Here is a 15070-nt window from a genome sequence, read left to right as displayed (position 1 = left end):
CTGGCGCTGCTCGCACCTGTTTGCGCGCTTGCGGTGCTCGCGCTGTGCGCGGCGCAATCCGCGGGTGCGGTTGCGAAGGAGCGCGCATGAGCTTGCAGCGGGAGCGGCCGCATCGTGGCCGCCGCTTCGATCGTGCGGCACGCGCATCCGTCGTCGCGGGGCTGCTGCTCGCCGGGCGTGGCGTTGCGTTCGCGGAAACGTCGCCAGCATCGGCGTCGGCTTCGGCCACGGACGGCACCGCATCGACGTGCACGGCCAAGCGGCCGACCGTGCTGTTCAACCGCTGGCAGGAAGACTGGTCGGTGCTCGCGAATCCGTGCGTGCCGCGCGCACCGCTCGACGGCCTGAAATACATTCCGCTGGGCAACGATCCGGCTTCCTATCTGTCGCTCGGCGTGAACCTGCGCGAGCGTCTCGAGACCAACGACGCGCCGCTGTTCGGCATCGGTTCCGCGCAATCGGATACGTACCTGATCCAGCGCGTCGAAGTGCACGCCGATGCGCATCTCGGTCAGCACTGGCAGTTCTTCGTGCAGTTGCAGGACGACCGCGCGTACGGCAAGAACACGATCTCGCCGGTCGACAAGAACCCGCTCGATCTCGAGCAGGCGTTCGCGACCTACACGGGCGCGCTCGGCGGCGGCACGTTCAAGTTTCGCGTCGGCCGGCAGGAGATGGCGTTCGACCTGCAGCGCTTCATCGCCGCGCGCGACGGCCCGAACGTGCGGCAGGCGTTCGATGCGCTATGGGCCGACTACGAATACCGGAAGTGGCGTTTCATCGCGTATGCGACGCAGCCGGTGCAGAACCGCAGCGTGTCCACGTTCGACGACGTGTCGAACCGCGACCTCACGTTCAGCGGCGTGCGCTTCGAGCGGCAGTCGGTGGGGCCCGGCGACCTGTCGGGTTACTGGTCGCGCTACAACCGCAGCAACGCGCGCTTTCTCGATGCGAGCGGCGCGGAGCGTCGCGACGTGTGGGACCTGCGTTACACCGGGACGCAGGGCCGCTTCGACTGGGATCTCGAAACGATGCTGCAGACGGGCACGGTCGGCAGCAGCACGATCCGCGCATGGGCGGTCGGCTCGATCGCCGGCTACCGGCTCGACGCGCCGTGGTCGCCGCGCATCGCACTGCAGGTCGACGCGGCGTCGGGCGACCGGCATCCGCACGACGGCCGTGTCGAAACCTTCAACCCGCTGTTTCCGAACGGCTATTACTTCACGCTGGCCGGCTTTACCGGGTACTCGAACCTGATCCACGTGAAGCCGTCGGTGACGCTGAAGCCGTCGCCGAACCTGTCGCTGCTCGGCGCGCTCGGGTTCCAGTGGCGCGAGACGACCGGCGACGCGGTCTACCAGCAGGGCAACGCGGTGGTGCCGGGCACGGCGGGCAAGGGCGGGTTGTGGACCGGGATGTACGTGCAGCTGCGGGCGGACTGGACGATCGCCGCGAACCTGATCGGCGCGATCGAGGCCGTGCATTTCCAGGTCGGCGATGCGATCCGCCAGGCGGGCGGACACAACGCCGACTATGTCGGGGTCGAGCTGAAGTATGGGTGGTAGCCCGCGTGCCGAGGCGCGTCCGACGGCGAATGGCTGCCCGATGCGTGGTGTCGAATGAATGCGCGTGTGCAGGTACTCGCGTATTCGGACGAGATGCTGATCGTGCGCTGGCCTGGGCCGGGCGGCGCGGAACAGCGCTGGGCGCCCGGGCGCGCGCTTCGCTCGGGCCACTGCGCGCTGTCGGGCGAGAAGATCGTCTGCGGCGATGCTGTGTTCAGTCCGCGCGGGCGTGCGCCATTCGAGCCGAATGCGATGATCCTGGCGGCGGCGCTCGATCGTCCGCGCGTGTCGACGGCTCGCCCGCACGTCCAGGTGCTCGAGCGCTCGGCGCAGCTGCTGGTCGTGCGCTGGGTCGAACCGGGGCGTGCGCATTTCGGCGAGCAGCACTGGAAACCGGGGCGCGCACGGCAGGCCGGGGTCTGCGTGCTGTCGGGCGCGCGGATCGCGTGCGGGGACGACGTGTTCCGCCCGAGCGGACGGCCGACGCCACCGAACGCACGCGCGATGATTCTGGCGATCGCACTCGATGGCGTCGGGCTGAAGCACGGCGGGTGACGCGGCGCGTACGTGCTTGCGTTTGCGGTTGAGCAATGACAAAGGGCGGCCGAAGCCGCCCTTTGTCATGTCGTGGCCGGCATCGCGCCGGCCGGTGCATCGCAGTGCCGCTCGGCCGTTACAGGTTCGGCGACAGTTGCAGTGCGTTCGTCAGGTCGCCCATCGGCTGCCCGCCGTTGGCCTTCAGCGCGTCGTCGCGCTGTTGCAGGCCCGTGAGGCGCGGCAGCGAGAAGCGGCGCGTGATGAAGCGCAGGATCGACGCGGTGTCGTACTGCGTGTGGTCGACGAAACCCTTCTTCGAGAACGGCGACACGATGAGTGCCGGAATCCGCGTGCCCGGGCCCCAGCGGTCACCCTTCGGCGGCGACACGTGATCCCAGAAGCCGCCGTTTTCGTCGTACGTGACGACCACGACCATGTTCTTCCACTGCGGGCTGGCCTGCAGGTGGGCGATCAGGTTCGCGATGTGCTGGTCGCCGCTCGAGACGTCCGTGTAGCCCGCGTGTTCGTTCAGGTTGCCCTGCGGCTTGTAGAACGAGACCTGCGGCAGCGTGCCCGCGTCGATCGCCTTGAGGAACTCGCTGCCGTCGGTGCCGCCGTCGAGCAAGTGCTGCGCGCGGCTTGCGCTGCCCGGTGCCTGGTTCGCGTAGTAGTTGAACGGCTGGTGGTGCGGCTGGAAGTTCGGCGCCGTCATGTTCGGGCCGTAGATCACGTTCGCCGTGCCGCTTTGCGCGGCCTGCAGCGCCTGGCTCCACGCACCGCCGTACCATGCCCACGACACGCCCGCGTTGGTCAGCAGGTCGCCGATGTTCTGTTGCGATTGCGGCGGCAGCGTCGACGCGGCCGACGGGTCGGCGAGGTTCGGATCGCCACCCGATGCCGCCTTGTTGCCGCTCGGCTGGTACGGCGGCTGCATCGTGTTGATCGCGTAGAAGTCCGGCGTCAGGTTGCCCGAGTTCACGAACTTCGGAATGCCGTCGAGCGCGGAGGCCGGCGAGTTGGTCGCGAGCTGCAGCGACTTGCCGTCGGCGGCGACGGCCGAGATCGAACCGGCGGCCGGGCTCTTGTCCGCGTTCGCGTAGAACGGCGCGCACGCGCAGATCAGGTACTGGTGGTTCAGGAACGAGCCGCCGAACGCGCCCATGAAGAAGTTGTCGGCCAGCGTGAACTGCTGCGCGATCTTCCACAGCGGCAGCTTCGTCGCGTCGGGCGTGTAGTGGCCCATCACGAGGCCGCCCGAGTCGGCCCAGGCGGCGAACATGTCGTTCTTGCCGCCGTTGATCTGCATCTGGTTCTCGTAGAAGCGGTGATACAGGTCGCGCGTCGTCACGCTCATCGACGTGTTGAAGCCGTTCGGGTCGTCGATCGCGAACGGTGCGTTCGGCAGGTTGGCCGTCATCGCCTCGGTCACGGCCGGCGTGACGCCCTTCGCGGTCAGGCCGCCCCAGACCTTCGGCAGCGTCGCGAGCGGCTGGCCGTTGCGGTCCTTCTGCTGCGCGCTTGCTGCAGTCACATTCTGCAGGCCGTTCGCGCCCGGGAAATTGCCGTACAGGTTGTCGAAGCTGCGGTTTTCCGCGTAGATCACGACGACGTTCTTCACCGTCGACAGGCCTTGCTGCTGCACGTCGTCGCCGCCGCAGGCGGTGAGGGCCGCGGCCGCGGCAACGGCGATCGGTGTAAAGCGAATCCAGGCGTGGTTTTTCATCCGTTGTACTCTCTATCTCTCTCTTGTCGCGTGGGGAACCGGAGCATTCGTGTACCGCCGGTTCGCGAGGGTAACCGTGGCTTGTCCGGCTGTAAGCATTTTGAGGGTGCGATTTGACAGCCGGGTGTAGGCGTCCTTTCGATTACCTGTCGATTGGCCGTCATGTAACGGTCATGCGGCTGACATAAACTCCGGCCGCTCCTGAACCCACTTTCCGACGAATCGATGAAGCCTCGCCAACCGACAGCCGGCGCGTTCGCGCGTTCGTGGCTGCACCTGACCGGCGCATTCGCGCTGGCCACCTCGCTTGCAACCCTTGCCGGCTGTGACGGACAGCCGGGAGCGGGTGCGCCGTCCGTACCGGCCGCGAGCGCGGCGAGTGCACCGGGCGCCGCGAACGTGGTTGCGTCCGCAACGGTTGCCGCCAGCGGCGCGGTGGTCGAGACGAACCAGCCGCAGACGCGTGCACAAGTTTACGAAGGCGTGCGCCGGATGACGGCGCTCGGCAAGCAACTTTTCTTTGACCCTACGCTGTCAGGTTCTGGCAAGCTGGCGTGCGCGTCGTGCCACAGCCCCGATCACGCGTTCGGCCCGCCCAATGCGCTGGCCGTACAGTTCGGCGGCGATGACATGAAACGGCCGGGCTTTCGCGCGGTGCCGTCGCTGAAGTACCTGCAGGGCGTGCCGCAGTTCACCGAGCACTTCCACGATTCCGACGACGAAGGCGACGAGAGCGTCGATGCGGGCCCGACCGGCGGCCTCACGTGGGACGGCCGTGTCGACACGGGCGCCGAGCAGGCGCGCATTCCGCTCACGTCGCCGTTCGAGATGAACAGCTCGCCCGCGAAGGTTGCGCAGGCCGTGAAGGCCGCGCCGTATGCGGACGAGTTCCGCGCGGTGTTCGGCGTGAAGGTGCTCGACGACGACGCGGCCACGTTCAAGGCCGTGCTGCGCGCGCTCGAGACGTTCGAGCAGACGCCCGAACTGTTCTCGCCGTACACGAGCAAGTACGACGCGTATCTCGCCGGCCATGCACAGCTCACGCCCGCCGAATTGCGCGGTCTGCAGTTGTTCAACGACGAGAAGAAGGGCAATTGCGCGAGCTGCCACATCAGCCAGCGCGCGCTCGACGGCACGCCGCCGCAGTTCAGCGATTTCGGGCTGATCGCGATCGCCGTGCCGCGCAATCGCGCGCTGCCCGTCAATCGCGACCCGCGCTTTTACGATCTCGGCGCGTGCGGCCCCGAGCGTACCGACCTGAAGGGCCGCGACGAATTCTGCGGGCTGTTCCGCACGCCGTCGCTGCGCAACGTCACGCTGCGCAAGACGTTCTTCCACAACGGCGTGTATCACACGCTCGAGGACGTGATGCGCTTCTACGTCGAGCGCGACATCCATCCGGAGAAGTTCTATCCGGTCGTGCACGGCAAGGTGCAGATCTACGACGACTTGCCCAAGCGCTACTGGCCGAACATCAACCGCGAGGCGCCGTTCGATCGCAAGCGCGGCGAGCAGCCCGCGCTGAACGCGGCCGAGATCAAGGACGTGATCGCATTCCTCGGTACGCTGACTGACGGATATCAGCAAACGGCCGCGCCGGCCGGCCACTAGAAGGCGGCGCCGACGGCACGCATGCTATCCTCGCTCGCTGGCAGGCGCAGTGTGCGTGCCGGATGGCCGGCCCCCGGTTCGCCGGCATGCACCGCGCCGTTCGATCGAACATCCAAGGAGAACAACATGTCGATGCGTGCATCCCTTTCCGTCGTCACGCGCGTGCTGGCCGGCGCCGCGTGCGCAGCCGCGATGCTGCCCGCCCATGCGCAGAACAACCTGAACTTCCTGAACGACACGCCGCTCAGCTACTTCAGCAAGACCGACCGCGCGTCGCTTTCCAAGGCGGTCGTGCAAGTGCGCGACGAAGGCAAGGACGGCGAGACCACGACGTGGCAGAGCAGCGGTCGCGGCACGCAGATCGATGCGAAGCTCACGCCGACCACGACCGAGGCGGACGGCAAGACCTGCCGTGAAATCGCCACCGAAATCACCGCGAAGGGCCAGACGATGACGCTCAAGCCCGTCTATTGCAAGACCGACGCGGGCAAGTGGCAGCTGCAGAAGCGCTGAGCACGCGCGTGATGAAGCGGGGCGCCGCGCCGCGCACGGTGTCGTGCGGCGTCGTGATCCTCGATGCCGCCGGCCGCGTGTTCCTCGCGCATGCGACGGATACCACGCACTGGGATATCCCGAAGGGGCAGGGCGAGCCGGGCGAGACGCCGGCCGACGCGGCGCTGCGTGAACTGCTCGAGGAAACCGGCATCGTGTTCGCGCCGGCCCGGTTGCTCGATCTCGGCCGCTTTGCCTACCGGCACGACAAGGATCTGCACCTGTTCGCGGTGCAGGTGGCTGAAGGCGAGATCGATCCCGCGCAGTGCACGTGCACGTCGCTGTTTCCAAGCCGTCGCGACGGCTCGATGATTCCGGAGATGGATGCGTATCGCTGGACCCTGCCCGGCGATATCGATGCGTTTGCCAGCCGCAGCCTCGCGCGACTGTTTCGCACGAAGCTGTCGCTGGTGGATTTGCATCGGCGATTGATGGGTGGGTGACGAGCGCGACGGCTTTCGTTGCCATGTGCCTGGCTTCGATTCGAAGCACGCAATAAAAAAACCGGCCCTGGAGCCGGTTTTTTTATGGTCGTGCGACGGCGGCTTGCGAAGCCGCGCACCGCGCGCGGAGCGTGCCGTTACGCCGGCTTGCCCCAGCTGTCACGCAGCCCGACGATCCGGTTGAACACCGGCTTGCCCGGCTTCGAATCGACACGATCCGCCACGAAGTAGCCGTGACGCTCGAACTGCAGGCGCGTTTCCGGCGCGATGTCGCCGTTGCCCGGCTCGACGTACGCCTGCACGATCTTCTTCGAATCGGGGTTCAGCGCCTCGAGGAAGTTCGCGCCGCCCGCGTCCGGATGCGGCTCCTTGAACAGGCGGTCGTAGATCCGCACTTCGGCCGGCTGCGCATGCTTCGCGCTGACCCAGTGGATGTTGCCCTTGACCTTGTACGTGTTCGCGCCTTCGGTGCCCGACTTGCTGTCCGGGAAGTAGTTGCAGTGCACGGCCGTCACGTTGCCGTCGGCGTCCTTGTCGAAGCCCGTGCACTCGATCACGTAGCCGTAGCGCAGGCGCACCTTGTTGCCCGGGAACAGGCGGAAATAGCCCTTCGGCGGGGTCTCGACGAAGTCCTCGCGCTCGATCCACAGCTCGCGCGAGATCGGGAACGTACGTACGCCGCGATCCGGGTGGTGCGGGTGCACGGGCGCCGTGCACGCTTCCTCGAGGTCTTCCGGATAGTTGTCGATCACGAGCTTCAGCGGATCGAGCACGGCGACCGTGCGCGCGGCCTTGTCGTCGAGGTCGTCGCGCAGCGCGCCTTCGAAGATGCTCATGTCGATCCACGAGTCGATCTTCGTCACGCCGATCCGTTCGCAGAACAGGTGGATGCTCTCCGGCGTGAAGCCGCGGCGGCGCACGCCGACGATCGTCGGCATCCGCGGGTCGTCCCAGCCGTCGACGTGGCCTTCGGTCACGAGCTGCAGCAGCTTGCGCTTGCTGGTGATCGCGTACGTGAGGTTCAGTCGCGAGAATTCGATCTGTTGCGGCAGCGGGCGCGTGAACATGCCGGCTTCCGCGAGTTCGTTCAGCACCCAGTCGTACAGCGGGCGGTGATCCTCGAATTCGAGCGTGCACAGCGAATGCGTGATGCCTTCGAGCGCATCCGAGATGCAGTGCGTGTAGTCGTACATCGGATACACGCACCATGCGTCGCCGGTGCGGTAGTGGTGCGCGTAGCGGATCCGGTAGATCACCGGGTCGCGCATGTTCATGTTCGGCGAAGCCATGTCGATCTTCGCGCGCAGCACGTGCTCGCCTTCCTTGAACTCGCCGGCCTTCATGCGGCGGAACAGGTCGAGGTTTTCTTCCGGCGTGCGTTCGCGGAACGGCGACGGCTTGCCGCCTTCCGTCAGCGAGCCGCGGTTCGCGCGCATTTCATCGGCGCTCTGGCTGTCGACATACGCCTTGCCGCGCTGGATCAGCAGCTCGGCGAACTCGTACAGCTTGTCGTAGTAGTCGCTCGCGAAGTACTGGTGATCGACCGCGTCCTTGCGCCAGTCGAAACCGAGCCAGCGCACCGCGTCGACGATCGAGTCGACGTACTCGACGCTTTCCTTTTCCGGGTTCGTATCGTCGAAGCGCAGGTGGCACACGCCACCGTAGTCACGCGCGACGCTGAAGTTCAGGCAGATGCTCTTGGCGTGCCCGATGTGCAGATAGCCGTTCGGCTCGGGCGGAAAGCGCGTCTCGACGCGGCCGCCCCATTTGCCGGTGCGGTTGTCGTCGTCGATGATGTTGCGGATGAAATTGGAAGCCGCGGGGGCGTCGTTGCGTTCGGTGCTCATGCGGATGGCGTCAGGTTGTGTCGGCGCGCGCGTCGCGCCGGTTTAATCCCGTGATTCTACCTGACCGGGGTCCGTCCCGCGCGGCTTGCGGCATGGCGGGGGCGGGTTTCGACCGATTATCTCGATATTGTGTCGGCTGTAACACGACGTAAATCGGATTGCCCGGGCCGTTTGGCGTTGCCTATGATGGCTTCACCGATTCAATGCCGCCGTTCGGGTTGCCGCGCGGCGGGAGGAAACTAAAAATCATGATGAAGAAGACCACGTTTATCGTTCGTACCGCCGTGATCGTCGCGGCCCTGTCGCAACTCGGCGCGTGCGCCATGACGCATACGCAGCGCAATGCCGGTATCGGCGCGGCCGCCGGCGGCGCGCTCGGCTACCTGGTGACGGGCGGCCCGCTCGGCACGGTCGCCGGCGCAGCGGCAGGCGGTATCGTCGGCGCGAACGTGCGCTGACCGATGACATGACGCGAGCCGCCTGCAACGCGGCTTGTCGTCCGGTCGCGACGCGATGCTCAACGCGTCCCGACCCCACGCACATCCTTCCGGCATCAGACAGGCAGCATCAGGGAGGAACGGGTGTGCGACACTGCGTCGACGCTATAAAACGAATTCACTCGTCGACGCACTTTCCATGAGCTCATTCCCCGTTCTCGTCCTGCCGGGCTACGCCAATTCGGGCCCGCTTCACTGGCAGAGCCGCTGGGAGCGTGCCGATGCACGTTTCTCGCGCGTCGCGATGCCCGACTGGGACCGGGCGTTCCGCAACGGCTGGTGTCTCGCGCTCGATCGTGCGGTCGAAGCGGCGCGCGGGCCGGTGCTGCTTGCCGGTCACAGCCTCGGCACGCTGACCACCGCGTGGTGGGCGACGCGCTATGCGCGTCCGGCCGCGCTCGCGAAAGTGCGCGGCGCGCTACTGGTCGCGCTGCCCGATCCCGACGGTCCCGCGTTTCCGGCCGACGCGCATGGCTTCGGGCCCGTGCCGGCCGAACGGCTGCCGTTTCCGACCTGCGTCGTTGCGAGCAGCGACGATCCGTATGGCTCGCTCGCGTTCGCCCGCACCTGCGCGAACGCATGGGGCAGCGCATTCCACGATATCGGCCCGCGTGGCCACATCAACGCGGACAGCGGGCTCGGCGACTGGCCCGATGCACGCGGCTGGCTCGACGCGCTCGCTCACCGCGATTGACCATGCGGGGCGGGGCGGTGGCTGCTGCCACGCGCCCGTCCGCACCCGCACCGACCACCGCGTTCAGATCGCCTGTTTCGCCCGTAGCGTGGCGATCTTCGCGTCGTCGTAGCCGAGCATGTCGCGCAGCACGTCGTCGGTCTGCGCACCGAGCAGCGGCGGGGCCGTGCGTGCTTCGGGCGGCGTCGCGCTCATCCGGATCGGGTTGCGCACGAGCTTCGCGTCCGCGCCGCACGGGTGCGGCAGCGACACCTGCATCCCGCGCGCGACGACCTGCTCGTTGTCGAACACCTCGTCGAGATCGTTGATCGGGCCGCACGGCACGCCGGCGGCTTCGAGCGCACCGATCCAGTCGGCCTTGTCGCGCGCCTTCACCATTTCCGCGAGGATCGGCACCAGCGTGTCGCGATGGCGCACGCGCGACGGATTCGTCGCGAAACGCTCGTCGTCCGCCAGCCCGGGCTGGCCGCCGGCCTCGACGAACTTGCGGAACTGGCCGTCGTTGCCGACCGCGACGATGATCCACCCGTCGCGCGTCTGGAACGTCTGGTACGGCACGATGTTCGGATGCGCATTGCCCCAGCGCACCGGCGGCTTGCCGCTCGCGAGGAAGTTGGTGTTCATGTTCGCGAGCAGCGCGACCTGCACGTCGAGCAGCGCCATGTCGATGTACTGGCCTTCGCCGGTCCGGTCGCGGTGCGCGAGCGCGGCGAGCACCGCGATCGTCGAGTAGAGGCCGGTCGCGAGGTCGGCGATCGCGACGCCGGCCTTCTGCGGGCCGCCGCCCGGCTCGCCGTCGCGCTCGCCGGTGATGCTCATGAAGCCGCCGATGCCCTGGATGATGAAGTCGTAGCCCGCGCGGTGCGCATACGGGCCCGTCTGGCCGAAGCCGGTGACCGAGCAGTAGACGAGATCGGGCTTCACCGCGCGCAGCGAATCGTAATCGAGCCCGTATTTCTTCAACTGGCCGACCTTGTAGTTCTCGAGCACGACGTCGCTTTGCGCGGCAAGCTCGCGCACGATCTGCTGGCCTTCGGGCGTCGCGATGTCGACCGTCACCGAGCGCTTGTTGCGGTTCGCCGCGAGGTAGTACGCGGCCTCGGCGGTATCGGCGCCGTCCGCGTCCTTCAGGTACGGCGGCCCCCAGTGGCGCGTGTCGTCGCCGGCGCCCGGGCGCTCGACCTTGATCACGTCCGCGCCGAAATCGGCAAGCGTCTGCGCGCACCACGGGCCCGCGAGGACGCGGGTGAGGTCCAGCACGCGGATATGGCTCAGGGCACCCATCGTCGAATCGTCTCCTTTCATGGCTGGCCTTGTCGGGCAAGGCCGGTTGGCATGCCGAGCATCTTAAGGCGAATCGGCCCGGCGGGTGGCCTGGAGCCTGTTTCCGCTAATAACGGGCTTGCGCTGGCCCCCAGAAGGGCCGAGCGCAAGGAATGCGATGCCGCGAATACTCGACGTATTCGCAAGGAGTATGACGCAGCGATCGGCCCTTCTGGGGGCCAGCCCGGCGAATGAGTTATTTCAAAAACAGGGGAACGTGCCTTTCCGCCCGCATTGCGGCGTCGTTCGTCGTTGCAATAGCTGCGGCTATTGCGCCTCCTCTCTCCTTGCACTGCGGGCGGAAAGGCACGTTCGCAAGCCCGTTATTAGCGGAAACAGGCTCCACCCGGCACGGCCGGATGGCCGAGCCGCTTTCCGGCGCTTTGCCCGGAAGCCGGCCCCGATCCCGTATAATCGATCGTTTCCGAATCCATGCCGCCGCGTGCCCCGACAAGGGCGCCGGCGTTTGAAGCCGTCTTTGCCAGACTGTCCCCGCACGCCATGAAAGCTGCCGAAATCCGCGAGAAATTCCTCAAATTCTTCGAATCGAAGGGCCACACGATCGTCCGCTCGTCGAGCCTCGTGCCCGGTAACGACCCCACGCTGATGTTCACGAACTCGGGCATGGTCCAGTTCAAGGACGTGTTCCTCGGTACGGACCCGCGTCCGTACTCGCGCGCCACGACGGCGCAGCGCAGCGTGCGCGCGGGCGGCAAGCACAACGACCTCGAGAACGTCGGCTACACGGCGCGCCACCACACGTTCTTCGAGATGCTCGGCAACTTCTCGTTCGGCGACTACTTCAAGCACGACGCGATCAAGTTCGCGTGGGAGCTGCTGACCACGGTCTACCAGCTGCCGAAGGACAAGCTGTGGGTCACGGTCTACCAGGAAGACGACGAGGCCTACGACATCTGGGCGAAGGAAGTCGGCGTGCCGACCGAGCGCATCATCCGCATCGGCGACAACAAGGGCGCGCGCTACGCGTCGGACAACTTCTGGACGATGGGCGACACCGGCCCGTGCGGCCCGTGTACCGAAATCTTCTACGACCACGGCCCGGACGTGTGGGGCGGCCCGCCGGGATCGCCTGAAGAAGACGGCGACCGCTACATCGAGATCTGGAACCTCGTGTTCATGCAGTTCAACCGCGACGCGCAGGGCAACATGACGCGCCTGCCGAAGCAGTCGGTCGACACCGGCATGGGCCTCGAGCGTCTCGCCGCGGTGCTGCAGCACGTGCACAGCAACTACGAGATCGACCTGTTCCAGAACCTGATCAAGGCCGCCGCGCGCGTGACCGAAATCAGCGACCTCACGAACAACTCGCTGAAGGTGATCGCCGATCACATCCGCGCGTGCTCGTTCCTGATCGTCGACGGCGTGATCCCCGGCAACGAAGGCCGCGGCTACGTGCTGCGCCGGATCGTGCGCCGCGCGATCCGCCACGGCTACAAGCTCGGCCGCAAGGGCTCGTTCTTCCACAAGCTGGTGGCCGACCTCGTCGCCGAAATGGGCGTCGCGTATCCGGAGCTGAAGGAAGCCGAACAGCGCGTGACCGACGTGCTGCGCCAGGAAGAAGAGCGCTTCTTCGAGACGATCGAGCACGGCATGTCGATCCTCGAAGGCGCGCTGGCCGACGTCGAAGCGAAGGGCGGCAAGGTGCTCGACGGCGAGCTCGCGTTCAAGCTGCACGACACCTACGGCTTCCCGCTCGACCTCACGGCCGACGTGTGCCGCGAGCGCGGGATGACGGTCGACGAGCCGGCATTCGACGACGCGATGGCGCGCCAGCGCGAGCAGGCGCGCGCGGCCGGCAAGTTCAAGGCCGCGCAGGGCCTCGAATACACGGGCGCGAAGACCACGTTCCACGGCTATGAGGAAATCGCGTTCGACGACGCGAAGATCGTCGCGCTGTACGTCGACGGTTCGTCGGTCAACGAAGTGAAGACCGGCCAGGACGCGGTCGTCGTGCTCGACCACACGCCGTTCTACGCGGAATCGGGCGGCCAGGTCGGCGACCAGGGCGTGCTCGCGAACGCCGCGACGCGCTTCGCGGTGGCCGATACGCTGAAGGTGCAGGCCGACGTGATCGGCCACCACGGCACGCTGGAGCAGGGCACGCTGAAGGTCGGCGACGTGCTGCGCGCGGAAATCGACGCGCATCGCCGCGCCCGCACGCAGCGCAACCACTCGGCCACCCACCTGATGCACAAGGCGCTGCGCGAAGTGCTCGGCGCGCACGTGCAGCAGAAGGGTTCGCTGGTCGACGCGGAAAAGACCCGTTTCGACTTCGCGCACAACGCACCGATGACCGACGACGAAATCCGTCGCGTCGAGCAGATCGTCAACAACGAAATCCTCGCGAACGCGCCGGGCATCGTGCGCGTGATGCCGTACGACGAAGCGGTGAAGGGCGGCGCGATGGCGCTGTTCGGCGAGAAGTACGGCGATGAAGTGCGCGTGCTCGACCTCGGCTTCTCGCGCGAACTGTGCGGCGGCACGCACGTGAGCCGCAGCGGCGACATCGGCTTCTTCAAGATCGTCGTCGAAGGCGGCGTCGCGGCCGGCATCCGCCGTGTCGAGGCGATCACCGGCGACAACGCGGTGCGCTACGTGCAGGAACTCGACGCCCGCGTGAACGAAGCCGCGGCCGCGCTGAAGGCGCAGCCGTCGGAGCTCACGCAGCGTATCGCGCAGGTGCAGGACCAGGTGAAGTCGCTCGAGAAGGAACTGGGCGCGCTGAAGTCGAAGCTCGCATCGAGCCAGGGCGACGAGCTCGCGCAGCAGGCCGTCGAAATCGGCGGCGTGTTCGTGCTGGCCGCGACGCTCGACGGCGCCGACACGAAGACGCTGCGCGAAACGGTCGACAAGCTGAAGGACAAGCTGAAGAGCGCGGCGATCGTGCTGGCAGCCGTCGAAGGCGGCAAGGTCAGCCTGATCGCGGGCGTCACGCCCGACGCAAGCAAGAAGGTCAAGGCCGGCGAGCTCGTGAACTTCGTCGCGCAGCAGGTCGGCGGCAAGGGCGGTGGTCGTCCGGACATGGCGCAGGCAGGCGGCACCGAGCCGGCGAACCTGCCGGGCGCGCTGGCGGGCGTGAAGGGCTGGGTCGAAGAGCGGCTCTGATCGTTCCGGCCGATGTGATGCCGTCTCGTTGCGGCATCGCGTGAAATGAAAAAGACCCGATCGGCATGCGCCGGTCGGGTCTTTTTGTTGATAGGCCGGAACGACTTGCGTGGGCCGCCCGACGATTCAGGCCGGCACGGTGACCGGCGGCTGCGCCGCACCGTCCGGCTGACGCCCGGCCGCCTCGCTCAATGCATCGCGCAACGCAGCCAATGCCGCCGACGCATAGCCCTGTCGCCACGCGAGCAGCGTGTCGATGCCTTCCAGTTCGGGGATCACGTGCGCGGTGATGTTGCCGGTCTCGGGCTGCAGGTCGAGCACCGAACGCGGTGCAACCGCGATGCCGGCGCCCGCCGCGACGCACGCGACGATCGCGTGATACGACCCGAGTTCGAGCACGCGCGCCGGCTTGACGCCGTGCGCCGCATACCACTGTTCGACGTACTTGCGATACGTGCAGCCGCGCTCGAATGCGATCAGCGTCGGCAGGATCACGTCGCGCGGCGTGCGCACCGGCGGATGGCCGCGTGGGGTGAGCAGCACCAGGTTTTCGCGGAAGATCGGCACCGTCTCGAACGTGTCGGGCAGCGTGTCCGGTGCGGGCGGGCGCGCGAACAGCGCGGCGTCGATCTCGAAGTCGCGCACGCGGTCGATCAGCCAGCCGGTCGTGCCTGTCAGCAGTTCGAGCGACACATCGGGCCATGCATGGTGATAACGCGCGAGCACGGTCGGCAGGCGGCTCGCAGCCGTGCTCTCCATCGTGCCGAGCCGCAGCCGCCCGCGCGGCGTGTCCTCGCGCACCGCGTCGCGTGCCTCGTCCGCGAGCGCGAGCAGGCGCTCCGCATACGGCAGCAACGTGTGCCCGGCCGGCGTCAGCACGAGCCGGCGGCCGTCGCGCACGAACAGCGCCGCGCCGAGTTCTTCCTCGAGCTGCTTGATGCGCGTCGTGACGTTCGACTGCACGCGATTGAGCTTGGCCGCCGCGCGCGTCACGCCGTTCTCGCGCACCACGGCCCGGAAAATCGCCAGCGCCGCCAGATCCATGATTCTCTCCGAGAGATGAGTGGATTCTTAATTATTCATTTTTCGAGAACGTTTGGTCAAGCTAGGATGGAAGCATTCCGATTTCCGATCCGGCCGGCGCGTTGACCG

Annotated in this window: 12 protein-coding genes and 1 pseudogene; 9 read left to right on the top strand and 4 right to left on the bottom strand. The window is 67.0% G+C overall.

Features of this window, described 5'->3' with window-relative positions; translation table 11 throughout:
* Positions 1-86 precede the first annotated feature (86 nt).
* From G3N99_RS20620 to G3N99_RS41965, 3 genes and pseudogenes are all read left to right on the top strand, one after another.
* Complete coding sequence (locus tag G3N99_RS20620; protein WP_206123324.1) at positions 87-1565, top strand: alginate export family protein; 1479 nt, start codon at positions 87-89, stop codon at positions 1563-1565.
* Between the two features lie 54 nt (positions 1566-1619).
* Positions 1620-1829 (top strand): annotated as a pseudogene (locus G3N99_RS41970) (DUF3331 domain-containing protein); the annotation flags it as partial.
* Entirely contained in the window at positions 1818-2120 is a 303-nt protein-coding gene (locus G3N99_RS41965) for a DUF3331 domain-containing protein (RefSeq protein ID WP_241011761.1), read from the top strand. The pseudogene G3N99_RS41970 and the gene G3N99_RS41965, both read left to right, overlap by 12 nt.
* A 118-nt stretch (positions 2121-2238) precedes the next feature.
* On the opposite strand, the gene G3N99_RS20610 is transcribed toward G3N99_RS41965, so the two are convergent.
* Positions 2239-3825: an acid phosphatase gene (locus G3N99_RS20610; RefSeq protein ID WP_174934643.1), complete on the bottom strand. Its 1587-nt coding sequence runs from the start codon at positions 3823-3825 to the stop codon at positions 2239-2241.
* Between the two features lie 225 nt (positions 3826-4050).
* Between G3N99_RS20610 and G3N99_RS20605 the strand changes: the two genes are divergently transcribed.
* From G3N99_RS20605 to G3N99_RS20595, 3 genes are all read left to right on the top strand, one after another.
* The gene (locus tag G3N99_RS20605; protein ID WP_174934641.1) at positions 4051-5436 is read left to right on the top strand and encodes a cytochrome c peroxidase; all 1386 of its coding nucleotides are present in this window, start codon (positions 4051-4053) and stop codon (positions 5434-5436) included.
* A 126-nt stretch (positions 5437-5562) separates the two neighbouring features.
* Positions 5563-5949 carry a hypothetical protein gene (locus tag G3N99_RS20600; RefSeq protein ID WP_174934639.1) on the top strand — a complete coding sequence of 129 codons (387 nt, stop codon included), beginning with the start codon at positions 5563-5565 and terminating at the stop codon, positions 5947-5949.
* 11 nt (positions 5950-5960) lie between these two features.
* Positions 5961-6431 carry an NUDIX hydrolase gene (locus G3N99_RS20595; protein WP_174935227.1) on the top strand — a complete coding sequence of 157 codons (471 nt, stop codon included), beginning with the start codon at positions 5961-5963 and terminating at the stop codon, positions 6429-6431.
* 137 nt (positions 6432-6568) lie between these two features.
* Here G3N99_RS20595 and G3N99_RS20590 read toward each other — a convergent pair whose 3' ends face one another.
* Positions 6569-8278 (bottom strand): glutamine--tRNA ligase/YqeY domain fusion protein, encoded by a 1710-nt coding sequence (locus tag G3N99_RS20590; protein ID WP_174934638.1) that lies wholly within the window; start codon positions 8276-8278, stop codon positions 6569-6571.
* Between the two features lie 248 nt (positions 8279-8526).
* Between G3N99_RS20590 and G3N99_RS20585 the strand changes: the two genes are divergently transcribed.
* Both G3N99_RS20585 and G3N99_RS20580 read left to right on the top strand, forming a co-directional pair.
* Positions 8527-8736: an ornithine acetyltransferase gene (locus G3N99_RS20585; protein WP_011351716.1), complete on the top strand. Its 210-nt coding sequence runs from the start codon at positions 8527-8529 to the stop codon at positions 8734-8736.
* 178 nt (positions 8737-8914) lie between these two features.
* Complete coding sequence (locus G3N99_RS20580; protein ID WP_174934636.1) at positions 8915-9469, top strand: alpha/beta hydrolase; 555 nt, start codon at positions 8915-8917, stop codon at positions 9467-9469.
* Positions 9470-9532: 63 nt separating this feature from the next.
* Here G3N99_RS20580 and G3N99_RS20575 read toward each other — a convergent pair whose 3' ends face one another.
* Positions 9533-10753, bottom strand: coding sequence for a CaiB/BaiF CoA-transferase family protein (locus G3N99_RS20575; protein WP_174934634.1), 1221 nt, complete (start codon positions 10751-10753; stop codon positions 9533-9535).
* 540 nt (positions 10754-11293) lie between these two features.
* Between G3N99_RS20575 and alaS the strand changes: the two genes are divergently transcribed.
* Positions 11294-13918: an alanine--tRNA ligase gene (alaS, locus tag G3N99_RS20570; RefSeq protein WP_206123323.1), complete on the top strand. Its 2625-nt coding sequence runs from the start codon at positions 11294-11296 to the stop codon at positions 13916-13918.
* Positions 13919-14044: 126 nt separating this feature from the next.
* On the opposite strand, the gene G3N99_RS20565 is transcribed toward alaS, so the two are convergent.
* Positions 14045-14962 (bottom strand): LysR family transcriptional regulator, encoded by a 918-nt coding sequence (locus G3N99_RS20565; protein ID WP_174988952.1) that lies wholly within the window; start codon positions 14960-14962, stop codon positions 14045-14047.
* Positions 14963-15070 lie beyond the last annotated feature (108 nt).

Source organism: Burkholderia sp. Ac-20392 (assembly GCF_017104585.1).
GTDB classification, from domain to species: domain Bacteria; phylum Pseudomonadota; class Gammaproteobacteria; order Burkholderiales; family Burkholderiaceae; genus Burkholderia; species Burkholderia lata.
Note: the sequence above shows the minus strand (reverse complement) of the source record. Positions and strands in the feature narration are given on the sequence as shown.